Origin of the sequence: Terrisphaera buseokensis, assembly GCF_047521145.2 — a bacterium.
GTDB lineage: Bacteria > Verrucomicrobiota > Verrucomicrobiia > Opitutales > Opitutaceae > ER46.
In genome coordinates this window covers 5,876,099-5,892,377 of record NZ_CM134186.1, presented here as the reverse complement: position 1 = coordinate 5,892,377, position 16,279 = coordinate 5,876,099, and the positions used below count along the sequence as shown (strand labels likewise).

The following is a 16,279-nucleotide window of genomic DNA, read 5'->3' as shown; positions in this document are numbered from 1 at the left end:
TCTGCCGGTGGCCGCGCCGCTCGCTCAGGCCGGTGGCCGGGGACCAGGCCGGACGTTCGCCGTCGCTCTGGCGTGGTGGGTCGCGCTGGCGACGGGGTGGGGCGACGAGCCGGTGCTCGCCTCGCGCGTCGTGGTGCTCGCCAACGCCACCGATCCCGACTCGCTGCGCATCGCGCGGCACTATGCAGCGGTGCGCGGCGTGCCGGCCGAGAACGTGATCGCGTTGCCGCTGGCGCGGGACGAGGAGATCTCGTGGCGCGAATTCGTGGTGACGTTGTGGGGGCCGCTGCTGGAGCAGTTGGTCGCGGCGCAGTGGATCGACGCGACGCCCATGGCGCTCACCGATCCGGTCGGCCGTCGCAAGTATGCCCCGCGGGGTCACCAGATCGCCGCGCTCGTGGTGTGTCGCGGCGTGCCGTTGAAGATCGCGTCCGATCCCGCGCTGCTGACGGACGTGCCGCCGCTCACGAGCCGGCGGGAGTTTCGCACCAAAGCCGGCGCGGTGGACAGTGAACTCGCCCTGCTCGCGCAACCGAATTATCCGGTGACGTCGCTGGTCTCGAATCCGCTGTACCAAAACGAGCGGCCGACGCCTTTTGACCTCGGCCAGGTGGTGAAGGTCAGCCGGCTGGATGGACCGACCGCCGACGCGGCCCTGGGCCTCGTCGATCGCGCTGTGGCCGCCGAACGCACCGGCCTGCTTGGTCGCGCGTATGTCGATCTCGGTCATCGCGAGGCGACGGGCAACGCGTGGCTGGAGTCCGTGGCGGAACAGCTCGGGCGGTTGAGCTTCGACGTGCAGGTGGATCGCGCGGAGGCGACCCTGCCGGTCGCCGCGCGCTTTGACGCCCCCGTGCTTTATTTCGGCTGGTACGCGAGCGAACTCAACGGGCCGTTCACCGTGCCAGGCTTCCGGTTTCCGCCCGGCGCGATCGCGTTCCACATTCACAGCTTCTCCGCCGCTTCGCTGCGCGCGGAGTCGCGCGGGTGGACAGCAGGTTTCGTTGATCGCGGCGTGACGGCAACGGTGGGCAATGTCTACGAGCCGTATCTGCAATTCACGCACCGCCCGGACTTGTTGATCCGTGCGCTGGCTCGCGGTGACTCGCTGGTCGACGCCGCCTTTTACTCGCTGCCGGCCCTGAGCTGGCAGGCGGTGCTGATCGGCGATCCGTTGTACCGGCCGTTTGCCGTCTCGCTGGAGCGGCAGCGGGAGCAAGGCGACCGCCTCCCGCCGGCTCTGGCGGCGTATTCCGTCCTGCGCCACGTCGCGCAGCTCGATGCAGCGGGACGCCGGGACGAGGCTACAGCGGTGGCGGTGAACGCCCTGCGCGCCGCGCCCGGCCTAGCTTTGGGCGCGAGTGTGGCCCGACGACAACTCGAGCGCGGCGACCGCGCGGCGGCCGCGGCTGCGCTCGAGTGGGTCGCGCAACGGAATCACGTTGAGCCAAGCGACTGGGGCTTGGTCGCGGAAATCGCGCTGCTGCTTGAAACGTGTGCGCGACCCGACGCGGCGTGCGCAGTGTGGCGGAACTTGCTGGCGGGCGCGTCAATTCCCCGGGAGGTGCGCGCCCAGTGGTTGCCGGACGCGATCCGGGTCGCGGAGGCGTCGGGCGAAGCCGCGTTGGCGCGGACGTGGCGCGATGAACTCACGCGCCTTGCTCCGCCGTCGCCAAAAAAATAAGGCGGACCGAAGTCCGCCTTGAGTGGCTGAGTGCGTGGGGAGCGATGCGCGTGGACGCTTCGCTCAGCCGGAACCACTCAGTGGAAAGGTGAAAGTTGAAGGTTGAAAGCCCCCGATCACCAGCAGCAGGCAACGGTCCTAAGGTGCGGGCAGGTTTCCATCGACTGATGCGTGACTGAATTCGAACCCAATCGACGGTGCTTGGGTCTACTTCCGGTTCTTTCAACTTTCACCCTTCAACCTTCAACTGCATGAGTCCGGCTTATACCAACAGCCTCTAACATTTAGACTATACAAGCAGGTCGCTTTGGAGCAGTCCGGGGGCATGGCGAGAACTCTACCGAAACTGGGCGAGGAAGTGGTGGCACAGATTGAGGCGGCGTGGACGCAGTCCCAGCCGGACTGGGCGCGGCGGCGGCTGCTGGTGGTGCGGCTGATCGCGCAGCACGAACTGACGGTGGCGGAGATCATGAAGATTGCGGATGTGTCGCGGCAGACGGTGTTCACGTATCGGGACAAGGTCGTCGCCGGCGGCGTGGCCGCTCTGCTGCAGCGGGGCAAGGCGCCGGGAAACCGGCCGGCCGTGCGTGGGGCCGTGCAAACCGAGTTCCTGGAACGGTTGGCCGCCGGGCAGTTCCGGCGAGCGAAGGACGCCCAAGCTTGGATTAAGAAGCGCACCCGCAAAACCCTCAGTGAGAGCGGTGCCCTCAAGGTGCTGCGCCGGTTGGGCGGTAAGCTCAAAGTGCCCCGCAAGAGCCATGCGAAAAGGATCCCGCGAAAGCCGCGGCCTTCAAAGTCGAACTGCCCCTGAAACTGGAAGCGCTCGCCGGTCCGGCCGCGCGCACCGGACAACCGGTGCGGTTGTGGGTGCTCGATGAGCACCGCTATGGCTTGTTGCCCGTGATCCGTCGGGTCTGGGGCCAACGCGGGGTCCGCGTGCACGCCCCGTATGCGACGCGTTATCAGTGGGGCTACCTCCACGAGGCGCTGGAAGTCGATGGCGCCAACCGCCTGGAACTACTGTTCACCCCGTGCATCGACCAAGACGTGCATGCGCTGTTTCTTCAACAGCTCGGCGCCACGGACCCGGCGGCGTTGCATGTCGTGATCCAAGACCAGGCCGGCTTCCACCTGCCACTCGCTGATCCGCGCTTGCCCAAGAACGTCCGACTGCTGCCCTTGCCGCCCTATAGCCCAGAACTCAATCCGGTCGAGAAACTCGGTGACTTGGTGAAGGACCAGATCTGCAATCGACTCTATCCGAGCCTGCGCCGCCTCGAAGATCATCTGCTCGCCGCGCTGCGACCGTGGCGCACCGAGAGCGCCCGCGTCGCGGAGTTGATTGGCCGCGGCTGGCTACTCGACGGCGTAAACGCTGGCGCGCCAACCTAAAGTCTAATTAATAACGGCGATTGGTATTAGACCTTATCCACAATCTTGTCAGCCAGCCCGTACACGATCGCCTCTTTGGCGTTCAGATAGAAATCGCGGTCGGTGTCCTTGTTGATCTGTTCCAGCGGCTGGCCGGACGAAGTGGCGAGGATCTGGTTCAACTCTTGGCGGAGCTTCTCCATTTCTTTCGCCTGAATGTTGATGTCGCTCGCCGGTCCGATCATGCGGCCCGAGATCAGCGGCTGGTGAATCAGCACGCGCGAGTGCGGGTAGAGCAGGCGACGGCCCGGGGAGGCGCCGCAGAGCAGAATCGAACCCATCGAAGCCGCCATGCCCGTGACGACCACGGTGATCGGCGAGGTGACGAGCTTCATGGTGTCATAGATCGCCATGCCCGCCGTGATGGAGCCGCCCGGAGAGTTGATGTAAAACGTGATGTCCTTCCCGGGCGCCGTGCCCTCAAGGTACAGGAGTTTCTCCGTGATGTCCTTGGCGGTCGCGTCGGTGACCGCGCCCCAGAGGAAAATCTTCCGCTGTTCGAGAAACTTCCGCTGAATGAGCATCGCGACCGGCGTGTTCTTCTGGGCCTTCGCTTCGTCCTTCTCGTCGTCATCGTCATCCTCATCATCGAGACGCGGCACCGGTTCGGAGAGTCCAGGCTGGAGGTTATCGAAATGCATAGAGGGAAAAGTGTGAGTGGGTTGTCCGGATTGGCAAGTGGCGACGTGGGACGGATTCGTGCGGGTTTCACGCCCGCCCGTCGTACCGTACCCGCGATTCGGTTACTGCGCCGGACGGCTGCCGGCGGGCTTGTTCCAGACGGCGAGCGTGTCGGGCGAGCCTTGGGAACGCACGCCGTTGTCGCTCAGGATTTCCTCGGTGGCCGCCACCATGTCCTTCCGCGGAAACACCAGCGTCTCGTACTTCCGGCCCGCAAACTCCAGGACGACGAACTCGTCTGTCGCGTCCCGCAGGGTGGCGACGAGGTGCTCGAGATTCTTGATCGTGATCCCGTTGACCTTTTCGACGACGCCCGACTGCGCCTGCGAATAACCCTTCGAGAGTTTGTGCGGGAAGAAGGGTGACGCGACGACCACGAGTGCCTCGCCGGGGAAAGCCGGCCGATCCGATCGCCGCGTCGAGAGCGGACTGCCGCCGGCGGCGAGCGCGGCCGCGGCATTGTTCAAGCCGGCGAGAAACAGCTGCGTGGCCGACGAGAACACCAGCGGGCCGTAGACGAAGTATGACGGATACGTGCCGTCGAGATCGGGGATAAGCATCGGGCGGCGCGCTGCCACCGGCAGCTCCAATTTTAACTCCTTGCCCTCGCGGACGACCGTGAGCGGCACGCGGCCGTTCGCCGCTACCTTCTGCAGCATGTACTGAAAACGCACGCGGATGTCGCCCACCTTGACCATGCCCTCGTTGTCGATCGGCGTGTCGCCGATCCGGGTGAGAATGTCCCAGGTCTTCAGCGGATAGCCGGCTTCGCTGGTGTCGGTCTCGGTCACGATCATGCCGTCGACGCCCCGCGCCACTTTAAGAAACGGCCGCAGCGCGGGATTCTCGAACGTCTGCAGCGAGTCGAAGATCGCGGGCTTGCCGTCGTAACGGCCGTCGGCGACGTCCTTGAGAAACAGCTCCACCTCTTCGCACGGGATGATGTAGCCGATGTTGTCGCCGCCGCCGAGCCGGCTGAAGGCGAGGCCGATCATCTTGTTGTCATCGACCGCCGGACCGCCGCTGTTGCCCGGATTGATCGCGGCATCGATTTGGATGCGCAGGCCCGAGGTCGGAAAATTATAGAGCGTGAAATCAATCCGCGAGACGATGCCCTTCGTGATCGAGAGCGTGGTGCCGCCGGTCGGAAAGCCGTAGACCATCACGGAATCCTTCACTGCCGGCAGCCGGGTGGCCCGGGGCAGCGGGGCGCGGCCCTCGAAGAACGATTCGTCCTCCAGCTTGAGCACCGCGAGATCGATGCCCTGGGCGATGCTTTCCACCGTGGCCGAAAATTTGTCGCCCGACTGATTGGCCTGCACCTGCACCTGGCTCGCGTAGAGCACCACGTGCGCGTTGGTGAGGATGCGTTTGCCCTCGATGATGACGCCCGTGCCGGTCGACTCGCGCGGCGCCTGCTTCGTCCACGGCTTGTACGGATCCGGAAAGCGGGTCGTGGAGAATACCTTCACGACGGAGTTTTCGACGGTCGCCGCTTTCTCCGGGGGAGCGGCCGGGGTGGGGCTGTCCGCCGCCAACAGCGGAGCGTTGAACAGGGGCACAAGTGTCAGGACGGACAGCAGGGCGCCGAAGCGCAGCGGGGAAAGCATGACTCCGCTAGGCAACTCCGGCCCGGGGAGAAGGCCAGTGTTTTTCGAAAGAGAGGTTCGGGAAACCGGAGTGCCAAAACCGGAGACCGGAGACCGGAATCCGGAAACGGGCAGGGGACGGTAGACAGGGGACAGAGGACAGGGGACGGGGCGCTGGCACTGCGAATCGAACAGCGATCTGGTTCCGGCCGAGCCTTAGCTCATATAAAGGTCCATTCCGATTTCTCTCTCAACTCTCAGCCCTCAACTCTCAACTCCTGCCCTACAGCCCTCACTTCTAAACTTCCTCCCCTCAATACTTCACCTTGTCCGGCTTCGCCTGCCATTCCTTGAACGCCACCTGCGCCTCGTCGCGCAGGAGCGGTTGCATCGCGATTGCGCGTTGCTCGGGCGGCAACGGGATCTGCTGGTAGATGAAGTCGTCGTCGAAGCCGATCGCCGCGGCGTCGGCGCGCGTGTTCCCGTAGAACAGTCGCGGGATGCGGGCCCAGTAGACGGCGGCGAGACACATCGGGCACGGCTCGCAACTGGTGTAGAGTTCGCAGTCGTCGAGTTGAAACGTCTGCAGCGACGCACAGGCCGCACGGATGGCGGTGATCTCGGCGTGCGCGGTCGGGTCGTTGGTCGACGTGACCTGGTTGCTGCCGCGCGCGATAACGGCGCCCCGGCGCACAATCACGCAACCGAACGGCCCGCCGCGACCGCCGCGCATGCCGGCTTCCGCGGCCTTAATCGCCTCACGCATGATATTTTCCTGACTCATGAATTCTTTGGGGAGCAGACGGTGAATATCGTGCTGACACCTGACAACGCCATAAGCATCGTCCGCTTTCCGTTGTTCTGAACGTTGGGTGGTGGCGTATTCAATTTTCCATGAGTCATCCTGTCATTTCCGGCCTCGAGATCATCGCGCCGCTGCCCGCGCGTTACGCAGAAATTCTCACGCCCGAGGCGTGTCGTTTCGTGGCGGATCTCGTGACGCGTTTCGGGCCGCGCCGCGCCGAACTCCTCGCCCGCCGCGTCGAGCGGCAGAAGGAAATCGATGCCGGCAAGCTCCCGGGCTTCCTGCCCGAGACCGCCGCCATTCGCGGTGGTGACTGGCGTGTGCCGCCGCCGCCTCCGGACCTCGTCGACCGTCGCACCGAAATCACCGGACCCGTCGATCGCAAGATGGCGATCAACGCGCTCAACTCCGGCGCGCAGTGCTGGATGGCTGATTTCGAGGACGCCAACTCGCCCACGTGGGAGAATGTGATCGAGGGCCAGATCAATCTGCGCGACGCGATTCGCCGCACGATCACGTTTACCTCGCCCGAAGGGAAAGCTTACGCGCTGAAGGAAAAGACGGCGACGATCGTGGCGCGGCCGCGTGGCTGGCACCTCGAGGAGAAGCACGTGCTGCTCGGCGGCCAACGCGTCCCGGCGTCGCTGTTCGACTGGGGATTTTATTTCTTCCACAACGCGAAGGAACTGCTCGCGCGCGGTAGCGGCCCGTACTTCTACCTCCCGAAAATGGAGAGCCACCTCGAGGCTCGACTGTGGAACGATGTCTTCCTCCACGCGCAGGCGGCGCTCGGGGTGCCGCGCGGCAGCGTGCGCGTGACGGTCCTCATCGAGACGATCCTCGGCGCGTTCGAGGCCGAAGAGATTTTGTACGAGTTGCGCGAGCACGCGAGCGGGCTCAACTGCGGACGCTGGGACTACATCTTCAGCTTCGTGAAAAAACTCCGCAACCGGCCGGAGTACCTGTTTCCCGATCGCACGCTGATCACGATGACGGTGCCCTTCATGCGGGCGTACGCGCTGCATGTGATCAACGTGTGTCACCGTCACGGCGCCTACGCGATGGGCGGCATGGCCGCGCAGATTCCGATCAAGAACGATCCGGCCGCGAACGAGGCCGCGCTGGCCAAGGTGCGCGCCGACAAGGAACGCGAGGCGCGCGACGGACACGACGGCACCTGGGTCGCGCACCCGGGCCTCGTGCAGGCGGCGCTGGAGGCGTTTGGCCAGCACATGAAAGGCCCGAATCAATTGCACCGCTTGCACGCCACGCCGGTGACCGCGGCGATGCTGCTCGAACCCTTGCGCGGACCGATCACGGAAAAGGGTGTGCGCTGGAATTTGCACGTGGGCGTCCGCTACCTCGAGGCCTGGCTCGGCGGCTCCGGCGCGGAACCGATTCACAACCTGATGGAGGATCTCGCGACGTCGGAGATCTCGCGTTCCCAGTTATGGCAGTGGCTGCGCTATGGCGCGAAACTCGACGACGGCCGTCCGATCACCGGTGAGTTGTACGACCGCCTGCTGGCCGACGAGCTCGCGAAGATTCGCGCCGAATATGGCGCTGAACGCTACGACTCCGGGCACTTCAAGGATGCGGTGGAGCTGTTCATGCGCATGTCGAAGAGCGAGCAGTTCGACGAATTCCTGTCGCTCCCCGCGTACGAACTCCTGCCGTGAGTGAAGTGACTCCTGGACCGCGACCGCCCCCGGTCGCCTGCCTTGGGTTTGTCGGTGGGTCAAAGCGACCAAGGACGGTCGCCCTACCGGCGTAGCACAGCCATGACTTCCCTGCATCACCTCAACACCCTCGATCGCTCCGCCTTCACTGCGGCGCTCGGGCACCTGTTCGAGCATTCGCCGTGGGTGGCGGACGAGACGTGGCCGCACCGGCCGTTTCGCGATGCCGCACACCTGCACGCTGCGCTGTGTGCGACGATGCGCGCCGCTTCGCGCGACCGTCAGCTGGCGCTCGTCAACGCCCACCCGGATCTCGCGGGACGCCTCGCGCAGCAGCAGCAGCTCACGGCGGAATCCACGCGGGAACAGGCGAGCGCCGGGCTCAACCAGCTCAGTGCGGCGGAGCTGGCGACGTTCCAGCAGCTCAACACCGCCTACCGCGCGCGCTTCGGGTTTCCCTTCATCATCTGTGCGCGACTCAACGCCCGCGACGCCATCCTCGCCGCGATGCAGGCGCGCGTGCACCACTCCGCGGAGGCCGAGTTTCAAACCGCCCTCGGCGAAATCGAAAAGATCGCGCAGCTGCGACTCGCGGATCTGATGAGATGACAGAATTCACAGAATGGCCGGAATGGGCCGGGGCAGATTCTTCTTCTGTCCATTTTGTTCATTCTGTCTAAACGAGTGCCATGCCCGCCAAACTCAGCACTCACGTCCTCGATCTCACGCGTGGCGCGCCGGCCGCCGGCATGGTCGTCGAATTATGGCGCCGGGGCGGGGCGAGCGTCCGGCTGAAAACGGTGACGACCAACGCCGACGGCCGCACCGATGCGCCGCTCCTTGCGGCGGAGGACATGGCGACCGGTGCCTACGAACTGGTGTTTCACGTGCGGGCCTACTTTGCCGCGCGGGGCGTCGAGTGTCCGTTTCTCGATGACGTGCCGATTCGCTTCACGATCACCGATGTCAACGCCGGGTATCACGTGCCGCTGCTCGTGACGCCCTGGGCCTACAATACGTATCGGGGAAGCTGACACGATGGCCCGCGAACCCACGCAGCAGCTGACGCGCTGGCTCAACGAACTCGCGCGGATCACCGACGAGCCGGGCAAGCTGACCCGCACGTTTCTGTCGCCGGCCATGCGCCGCGCGAACGCGCGCGTGGGCGAATGGATGCGCGCCGCCGGCCTCGCCGTGCGCGAAGATTCCGTGGGCAATCTCATCGGCCGACTCGAAGGCAGTCGTCCGGGAGCGAAGACGCTGCTGCTCGGCTCTCACCTCGACACCGTGCGCGATGCCGGCCGCTTCGACGGCGCGCTCGGCGTGCTGCTGCCGCTGGTCGCGCTCGACATGTTGCGACAGCAGGGTCGGATCCTGCCGTACGCGGTCGAGGTCCTGGGTTTTTCCGAGGAGGAGGGCGTGCGTTTCAGCAGCGCCTATCTCGGGAGCAAGGGCTTCACCGGCACGTTGCGGGCGGCCGACTTGAAGCTACGCGACGCCGACGGCATCCAGGTGCGTGATACGCTGGAGACGCTCAACGGCGAAACGTTCACGCTGCCGCGGGCCGCGCATCGCCGCAGCGATTTGCTGGGTTATCTGGAGGTGCACATTGAGCAGGGGCCGGTGCTCGAAGCCCAGGACCTGGCCGTGAGCGTCGTCTCCGCCATCGCGGGCCAGTCGCGCGGCCGGCTCACGTTTTACGGTCAGGCCGGCCACGCGGGCACCACGCCGATGGGCCTGAGGCGCGACGCGCTCGCCGGCGCCGCGGCGTTTATCAGCACCGTTGAAGGCATCGCCCGGACTCGCCCGCCGCTCGTCGCCACGGTGGGAACGCTCGCGGTGAGTCCGGGCGCGCCGAATGTCATTCCGGGCGAGGTGACGCTTTCGCTGGACGTGCGCCATCCGCGGGATCGCGCCCGCCGCGCGGCGTTGAGCCGCATGTTGGGCCTCGCGGAGTGGATTGCCCGCCGGCGCGGCTTGCGCTGCACGTGGGAGTTGACGCAGGACGGCAACGCCGTGGCGTGCGATCCGAAACTGACGCGGGTGCTCGCGGAGACGGTGCGCAAGCTGCAGGGCCGCTGCCCCGCGCTCGTGAGCGGGGCCGGCCACGATGCGGTCGTGATGTCTGCGCTCACGCCGGTGGCGATGCTCTTTGTGCGGTGCCGGGCCGGGCGGAGCCACCATCCGGACGAATATGCCGCGCCGGAGGATCTGCGCGTTGCATTGCGCGCGACCCTGACGTTCCTTGAGCGCTTCGCGGGCTGAACCGTTCGGCGCGATCTCCCATGCTAAGCAAACTCGATCTGGTGGTCCGGGGTGGAAACGTGGTGACGCCCGAGGGCGTGCAGCCGCTCGACCTCGGCGTGGCTGAAGGCCGCATCGTGCGGGTGGCGCCGGAAATCGACGAGGAGGCGGTCACGACGCTCGAGGCCGCCGGGCGCTATGTGTTTCCCGGGATCGTGGATGCGCACGTGCATTTCAACGAGCCGGGCCGCGCGGACTGGGAAGGACTGGCGTCCGGATCAGCGGCGCTCGCGGCCGGTGGCGGCACGGTGTTCTTCGACATGCCGCTGAATTCGGAGCCGCCGGTGGTGGATTCGGCTCACTTTCGCGAGAAGCGGCTGCTGGCCGAGGCGAAGTCGTGCACGGATTTTGCGCTTTGGGGCGGACTCACGCCGCAGAACCTCGACAAGCTGGCGTCGTTGCGTGACGCCGGCGCGATTGGTTTCAAGGCCTTCATGTCGAACAGCGGCATCGCGAGTTTTCCGCACGTATCCGCGACGGTATTGCGCGAAGGCATGAAGCGCGCGGCCCGGCTGGGCATGATTGTGGCGGTGCACGCCGAGGACGACGCGCTCGCGACGAAGTTCACCGCGCTGCAGCAGGCCAAGGGCCGCAGCGACGCCAAGGCCTGGCTGGAATCGCGTCCGGTCGAGGTCGAACTCGAGGCGATCCGCACCGCGCTCGAGATTGCGGGTGAAACCGGCTGCGCGCTGCACATCGTGCACGTGAGCAGTCCCGAAGGCGTGGCGCTGGTCGAGGCGGCGCGCGACCAGCGGATCGATGTGACCGCGGAAACCTGTCCGCACTATCTCCTGCTCAACGACAAGGACGTCGCTCGCATTGGTGCGGCGGCGAAGTGCGCGCCGCCGATTCGCGACGAGAAGCGGCGCAAGGCGTTGTGGGCGGAACTCCGTGCCGGCCGTATCCACACCGTGGGTTCAGACCACTCGCCGGCGCCGGCGGAGCTGAAGACGTCACCGGACTTCTTCAAGATCTGGGGCGGCATCGCCGGGGTGCAGCACGGCGCGCAGTTGCTCCTGTCGGAGTGTGCGGCCACCGCCGAGGCGGATCTGCCCCGGCTGGCCGCCGTGCTGGCGCGAAATGTCGCGCGTCGTTTTCGGATTGATGGACGCAAGGGGTTGCTGGCCACGGGCCACGATGCCGACTTCAGCCTGGTCGAGTTTGGCCGGAGTCACACGATTGCCGCGGATGACCTGTGGACGCGCCACCGCATCAGTGCGTATGTCGGTCGCAAGACCAAGGCGCGCGTCACCGACACCTACCTTCGCGGCCAGCCGCTGTTGGCCGCGGGCCGGCTGGTCAATCTGCCTGCGCCCGGGAAATTCCTACGGCCGGACAAGGCGTGACCAACCGCGGCCGCATTCCGCTTTTCGGCTGCAAAGTGGCTGTCCATTTGCTGTAGTCGGAGTAGCTTCCTCCCATGACTTTGCCCTTTGGCCAGACTCGCACCCGCATTGCCGCCCGCCACGCGCTCATTGCGCCGGATGGTCACGTCAAGAGTGTCATTCCCGGCATCGTGGGTGCCGCGACCGTCATCCTGATCAACGAGGCGCTCGGCGCGAAGTTCGCGCAGCTGCTCGTGACGTTTGAGGCGGACGGACGCGTCGAGCTGCCGGCCAACGATCTCGAGACCGCCGGTTATATCGAGACGGGCGGCGCCACGGTCACGATTGAGTCGGAGAAAAGAAAGTGCGGCGCCGGTGGTTTCTTTTTCGCGCCGGCGGGCAAGGCCTGGACCATCACGGCGCCCAAGGCCGGCACGCGGGTCACGCTTTTCCAAAAGAAATTCGTGCCGTCAGCGGGACTTCCGCCGCCGCGGGTGGTGTTCGGTGACGCCGCCGATGTGAAGGGCCAGGCTTTCCTGGGTGATCCCGACGCCCGGCTGAAGGTGCTGTTGCCGGACGAGCCGTCCTACGATCTGGCGATGAACGTCTTCACGTATCAACCCGGCGCGACGCTGCCGTTCGTCGAGACGCATGTGATGGAGCACGGTCTGCTGATGCTCGCCGGCCAGGGCATTTACCGGCTCGAGGACTCGTGGTATCCGGTGGCGGCGGGCGACGTGATTTGGATGGCGCCGTATTGTCCGCAATGGTTCGTCGCGATGGGCCGGCAGCCGGCCAGTTACCTTTACTACAAAGACGTGAATCGCGCGGCGCTCGGGGGGCTTTGAGTTGCCCGTGTGCACACGGTGAATACAAGCGTCCCATGAGCAACACCACGGCCGGGTCACAGGGCGCGGCGGTCACGGACGTGCTGGAGTTTACCCTGAACGGCGAGGCCGTCCGAGTGGCGGGCGTGGCGCCGACTACGACCCTGCTCGACTGGCTGCGCCACACCGGGCGGGTCGGCACCAAGTGCGGTTGCGCCGAGGGCGATTGCGGGGCCTGCACCGTCGCCGTCGTTGACCAGACGGCGGCAGGGAAACCGACCTATCGCGCGATCAACAGCTGCATCGCGCTGCTGCCGATGTTTGCCGGCCGCGAGGTGGTGACGGTCGAGGGTCTCGCGCGCGACGGCCAGCTGCATCCCGTCCAGTCCGCGCTGGTGGAGCACGGCGGCTCGCAGTGTGGCTACTGCACGCCGGGTTTCGTGATGTCGATGTTCGAGGCGTATCACCGCCGCGAGGTCACGCAGCCGTGCCAGATCAACGATCAGCTCTGCGGCAATCTCTGTCGCTGCACCGGGTATCGGCCAATTCGTGACGCGATGGCGGCGGTCGTTCGCCAGCGCGACGCGCAGACGCCGTCGTCCCAGGGCGATCCGCTCGCGAAACGTCTGGAGTGGATGGTGCCCGATGCGCGCGCGCTCAACTACCTGAGCGGCGGCGAACGGTTTTTCCGACCCACGTCACTGCCCGAACTGTTCGCATTGAAGAAGAAGTTCGCGGATGCCGTGCTGGTCGCGGGCGCGACCGAAATCGGCGTGGAGCTGAACAAGAAGTTCAAGCGGTTCCCTGCGCTGATCTCGACCGAGGGCGTGCCGGAGCTGACGCGGATCACGTCCACGCCGGTGGACTGGCGAATCGGCGCGGCGGCCACGCTCACGGCGATCGAGGAAGCGCTGGCGGGCGAATATCCGTCGCTCGCGAAGATGCTCGCGGTGTTTGCGTCACGGCAGATTCGCAACCGCGCCACGCTCGGCGGCAACCTGGTGACGGCCTCGCCGATCGGCGACAGCGCGCCGGTGCTGATGACGCTCGACGCGAGCGTTGTGCTGGCATCGACGCTCGGCGAACGCACGCTGCCGCTGCACGAGTTTTTCACCGGCTATCGTCAAACGCAGCTGCGGCCCGACGAGGTGATGAAGGAAATTGTGCTCCCGCATGCGTGGGCGGCGTCGGATCTGACGCGGCGCGCGGATTTCCAGAAGATTTCCCACCGACGCGAACTCGACATCAGCATCGTCGCGGGCGCGTTCTGCGTGGACGTCGATGCGGACGGCATCGTGCGCCGCGCGCGCATCGCTTATGGCGGCGTTGCAGCCCAGCCCGTGCGCGCGCGCAAGGCGGAGGCGGCCTTGGAGGGACGGTCGCTCGCGGAGGCGCGTGACAGCGTCGCCGAGATCCTGCGCAGCGAATTCAAACCCATCGACGATGTGCGGGGCAGCGCGGCCTATCGTCGGGGCGTCGTCGTGGGGGCGTGGGATAAATTTGTCGCCGGCGAAACCAGTCTGGCGGTCGACGCGCCGCCGTCGTTTACCGGTGGCGCCGCGTGGACTGCGCCGGATCCGTCGAAGCAATTGCGGCATGAGAGCGCGGTCGGGCACGTCACGGGCCGCGCCCATTACGTCGACGACACGGCGCAGCAGCGGCCCATGTTGGACGTCTGGCCCGTGCTGGCGCCGCACGCGCGGGCGCGGATACTACGACGCGACGTGACGGCGGCCCGGGCGGCGCCGGGCGTGGCTGCGGTGCTGGTGGCCGAGGATATTCCCGGCGAGAACAACGTGGGCGTGGCGCGGCACGACGAGTCGCTGCTGGCCGCGGACGAAGTGCTTTTCCACGGCCACATCGTGGCGCTCGTGGTCGGCGAGTCGGTGGCCGCGTGCCGGGCTGCGGCGGCGCTGGTCGAGGTGGAGTACGAGCCGCTGCCGGCGGTGCTCACGATCGCCGACGCCGTGGCACGCGACAGTTTTCACAACCCACTGCGGGTGATCACGCGCGGTGAACCGGCTGCGGCCGTGGCGGCGGCGCCGCGGCGCCTACAGGGCGAGTTCGCGTTCGGCGGGCAGGAGCATTTCTACCTCGAGACTCACGCTGCTTGGGCGGAGTGCGGCGACGAAGGCGACGTGTTCATCAGCTCGTCGACCCAGCATCCGTCGGAGATTCAGGCCATCGTGGCGGAAGTGCTGCATCTTCCACGCAACAAGATTGTGGTGCAGGCCCCGCGCATGGGCGGCGGCTTCGGTGGCAAGGAGACGCAGGGCAACACGCCGGCCGCGCTGGTGGCGCTCGCCGCGGTGAAGACGGGACGGCCGGTTCGCGTGCAGTGGGATCGCGATGTCGACATGACGCTGACGGGCAAACGCCATCCGTTCCACTCGGTTTTCGAGGTCGGTTTCGATGCCGACGGCCGCATTCAGGGCGCAGTGATCGATCTGATTTCCGACGGCGGCTGGTCGCTGGATCTATCGCAGCCGGTACTCGAGCGGGCGATGTTTCACGTCGACAACGCGTATTACCTGCCGGCGTTGCGCGTGACTGGGCGCGCGGCGAAAACCAACGTCGCGTCGAACACGGCGTTTCGCGGTTTCGGCGGACCCCAGGGCCTGCTCGTGATCGAGGAAATCATGGCGCGGATCGCGCGCACGCTCGGCCTGGCGCCCGAGGTCGTGCGCGAGCGGAATTTCTATCACGGCACCGGTGAGACCAACCGCACGCATTACGGCGAGGACGTCGGCGACCACCGGCTGCAGACGATCTGGCACGCGGTGAAGACGCAGGCGCGGTTCGAAGAGCGGCGGCAGGAGGTCGAGCGATGGAACCAAACTCACGCCCGGGTGAAACGCGGCCTCGCGATCACGCCGGTGAAGTTCGGAATTTCGTTCACGCTCACGCACTACAACCAGGGCGGCGCGCTCGTGCACATTTATCAGGATGGCACCGTGCAGGTGAACCACGGCGGCACGGAAATGGGGCAGGGGCTCCACACGAAGATCCTGGGCGTGGCGATGCGCGAACTGGGCCTGCCGGCGGCGAGTATCCGGATGATGAGGACGAGCACTGACAAGGTGCCCAACACCTCGGCGACGGCGGCTTCGGCAGGTGCGGATCTCAACGGTGCCGCGGTGCGGGTGGCCTGCGTTACCTTGCGCGAACGGATGGCACCGATTGCGGCGCGCGTGCTCACCGCCGCGGCGGAAGGATCGCTGCGCAGCGACTTGGGCGTCGACATCGCGAATCCGCTGCGAGGGACCAAGACGCTGCCGCCGGTGGATGTGGCGGAGGTGATTTTTGGAGACGGCTGCGTGTGGAGTTCGGCGCGGCCCGACCTGCGCCTGCCGTTTGCGAAGGTCGCGGTGCAATGTTACGTCGAGCGCGTGAGTCTGTCGTCGACCGGCTTTTACGCGACGCCGGGCATTCACTGGGACTGGGCGAAGGCGCTGGGCCGGCCGTTCGCGTACTACGCGTGCGGTGCGGCGGTCAGCGAGGTCGAGGTCGACGGTTACACCGGCATGAGCCGCGTGGTCCGGGTCGATGTTGTGCACGATGTCGGCGATTCGTTGAACCCCGGCGTCGATCGCGGCCAGATCGAGGGCGGGTTCGTGCAGGGCATGGGCTGGCTGACGAGCGAAGAGCTGAAGTGGGACGCCAAGGGCCGGCTGCTGACGCACAGTGCGAGCACGTACCAGATTCCGGCGATCAGCGACGCGCCGATGGAGTTCAACGTGACGCTGCTGCCGCACGCGACGAACACCCACGCGGTGCACGGCAGCAAGGCGGTCGGCGAGCCCCCGCTGATGCTGGCCATCTCCGTGCGCGAGGCGATTCGTGACGCCGTCGGCAATTTCGGCCCCGCCGGTGGTGAAGTCACGCTGGCGTCGCCGGCGACGGGTGAAGCGGTGTTTGCGGCGATTGCGCGGCGGGGGTGAGAGTGGGCTGGGA

13 protein-coding genes are annotated in these 16,279 nt (G+C 66.3%); 10 read left to right on the top strand and 3 right to left on the bottom strand.

Translation table 11 applies throughout. The features are described 5' to 3' along the window. Positions 1 to 7 precede the first annotated feature (7 nt). The 3 genes from ACLJEU_RS22105 to ACLJEU_RS22095 all read left to right on the top strand — a co-directional run bounded on the left by ACLJEU_RS22105 (position 8) and on the right by ACLJEU_RS22095 (position 3,076). Complete coding sequence (locus ACLJEU_RS22105) at positions 8 to 1,684, top strand: TIGR03790 family protein (RefSeq protein ID WP_414662712.1); 1,677 nt, start codon at positions 8 to 10, stop codon at positions 1,682 to 1,684. A 325-nt stretch (positions 1,685 to 2,009) separates the two neighbouring features. Beyond that, on the top strand, positions 2,010 to 2,495 hold the full coding sequence (locus ACLJEU_RS22100; protein WP_414662711.1) for a helix-turn-helix domain-containing protein: 486 nt from the start codon (positions 2,010 to 2,012) through the stop codon (positions 2,493 to 2,495). Positions 2,496 to 2,584: 89 nt separating this feature from the next. Beyond that, positions 2,585 to 3,076 (top strand): transposase, encoded by a 492-nt coding sequence (locus ACLJEU_RS22095; protein WP_457795291.1) that lies wholly within the window; start codon positions 2,585 to 2,587, stop codon positions 3,074 to 3,076. Between the two features lie 26 nt (positions 3,077 to 3,102). Here the strand turns inward: ACLJEU_RS22095 and ACLJEU_RS22090 are convergent, their stop codons facing one another. From ACLJEU_RS22090 to ACLJEU_RS22080, 3 genes are all read right to left on the bottom strand, one after another. Continuing rightward, positions 3,103 to 3,756, bottom strand: a complete 654-nt coding sequence (locus tag ACLJEU_RS22090) for a ClpP family protease (protein WP_414663920.1) — start codon at positions 3,754 to 3,756, stop codon at positions 3,103 to 3,105. 102 nt (positions 3,757 to 3,858) lie between these two features. Next, positions 3,859 to 5,406 (bottom strand): S1C family serine protease, encoded by a 1,548-nt coding sequence (locus ACLJEU_RS22085; protein WP_414663919.1) that lies wholly within the window; start codon positions 5,404 to 5,406, stop codon positions 3,859 to 3,861. A 292-nt stretch (positions 5,407 to 5,698) separates the two neighbouring features. Further along, on the bottom strand, positions 5,699 to 6,169 hold the full coding sequence (locus tag ACLJEU_RS22080) for a nucleoside deaminase (protein WP_414663918.1): 471 nt from the start codon (positions 6,167 to 6,169) through the stop codon (positions 5,699 to 5,701). 110 nt (positions 6,170 to 6,279) lie between these two features. Here ACLJEU_RS22080 and aceB point away from each other — a divergent pair, with 110 nt between their 5' ends. The 7 genes from aceB (at position 6,280) to xdhA (ending at position 16,266) form a co-directional block, all read left to right on the top strand. Beyond that, complete coding sequence (aceB, locus tag ACLJEU_RS22075) at positions 6,280 to 7,869, top strand: malate synthase A (protein ID WP_414663917.1); 1,590 nt, start codon at positions 6,280 to 6,282, stop codon at positions 7,867 to 7,869. 102 nt (positions 7,870 to 7,971) lie between these two features. Beyond that, the gene (uraD, locus tag ACLJEU_RS22070; RefSeq protein WP_414663916.1) at positions 7,972 to 8,478 is read left to right on the top strand and encodes a 2-oxo-4-hydroxy-4-carboxy-5-ureidoimidazoline decarboxylase; all 507 of its coding nucleotides are present in this window, start codon (positions 7,972 to 7,974) and stop codon (positions 8,476 to 8,478) included. Positions 8,479 to 8,558: 80 nt separating this feature from the next. After that, positions 8,559 to 8,903: a hydroxyisourate hydrolase gene (gene uraH / locus ACLJEU_RS22065; protein ID WP_414663915.1), complete on the top strand. Its 345-nt coding sequence runs from the start codon at positions 8,559 to 8,561 to the stop codon at positions 8,901 to 8,903. A gap of 4 nt (positions 8,904 to 8,907) precedes the next feature. Beyond that, a complete protein-coding gene (locus ACLJEU_RS22060; RefSeq protein WP_414663914.1) occupies positions 8,908 to 10,134 on the top strand; it encodes an allantoate amidohydrolase in 1,227 nt (408 codons plus the stop codon). 20 nt (positions 10,135 to 10,154) lie between these two features. Continuing rightward, entirely contained in the window at positions 10,155 to 11,519 is a 1,365-nt protein-coding gene (gene allB, locus ACLJEU_RS22055) for an allantoinase AllB (protein WP_414663913.1), read from the top strand. Positions 11,520 to 11,593: 74 nt separating this feature from the next. Continuing rightward, positions 11,594 to 12,346 (top strand): (S)-ureidoglycine aminohydrolase, encoded by a 753-nt coding sequence (gene allE, locus ACLJEU_RS22050; protein WP_414663912.1) that lies wholly within the window; start codon positions 11,594 to 11,596, stop codon positions 12,344 to 12,346. Between the two features lie 35 nt (positions 12,347 to 12,381). Continuing rightward, positions 12,382 to 16,266 (top strand): xanthine dehydrogenase small subunit, encoded by a 3,885-nt coding sequence (gene xdhA, locus ACLJEU_RS22045; protein ID WP_414663924.1) that lies wholly within the window; start codon positions 12,382 to 12,384, stop codon positions 16,264 to 16,266. The last annotated feature ends 13 nt before the right edge of the window (positions 16,267 to 16,279 follow it).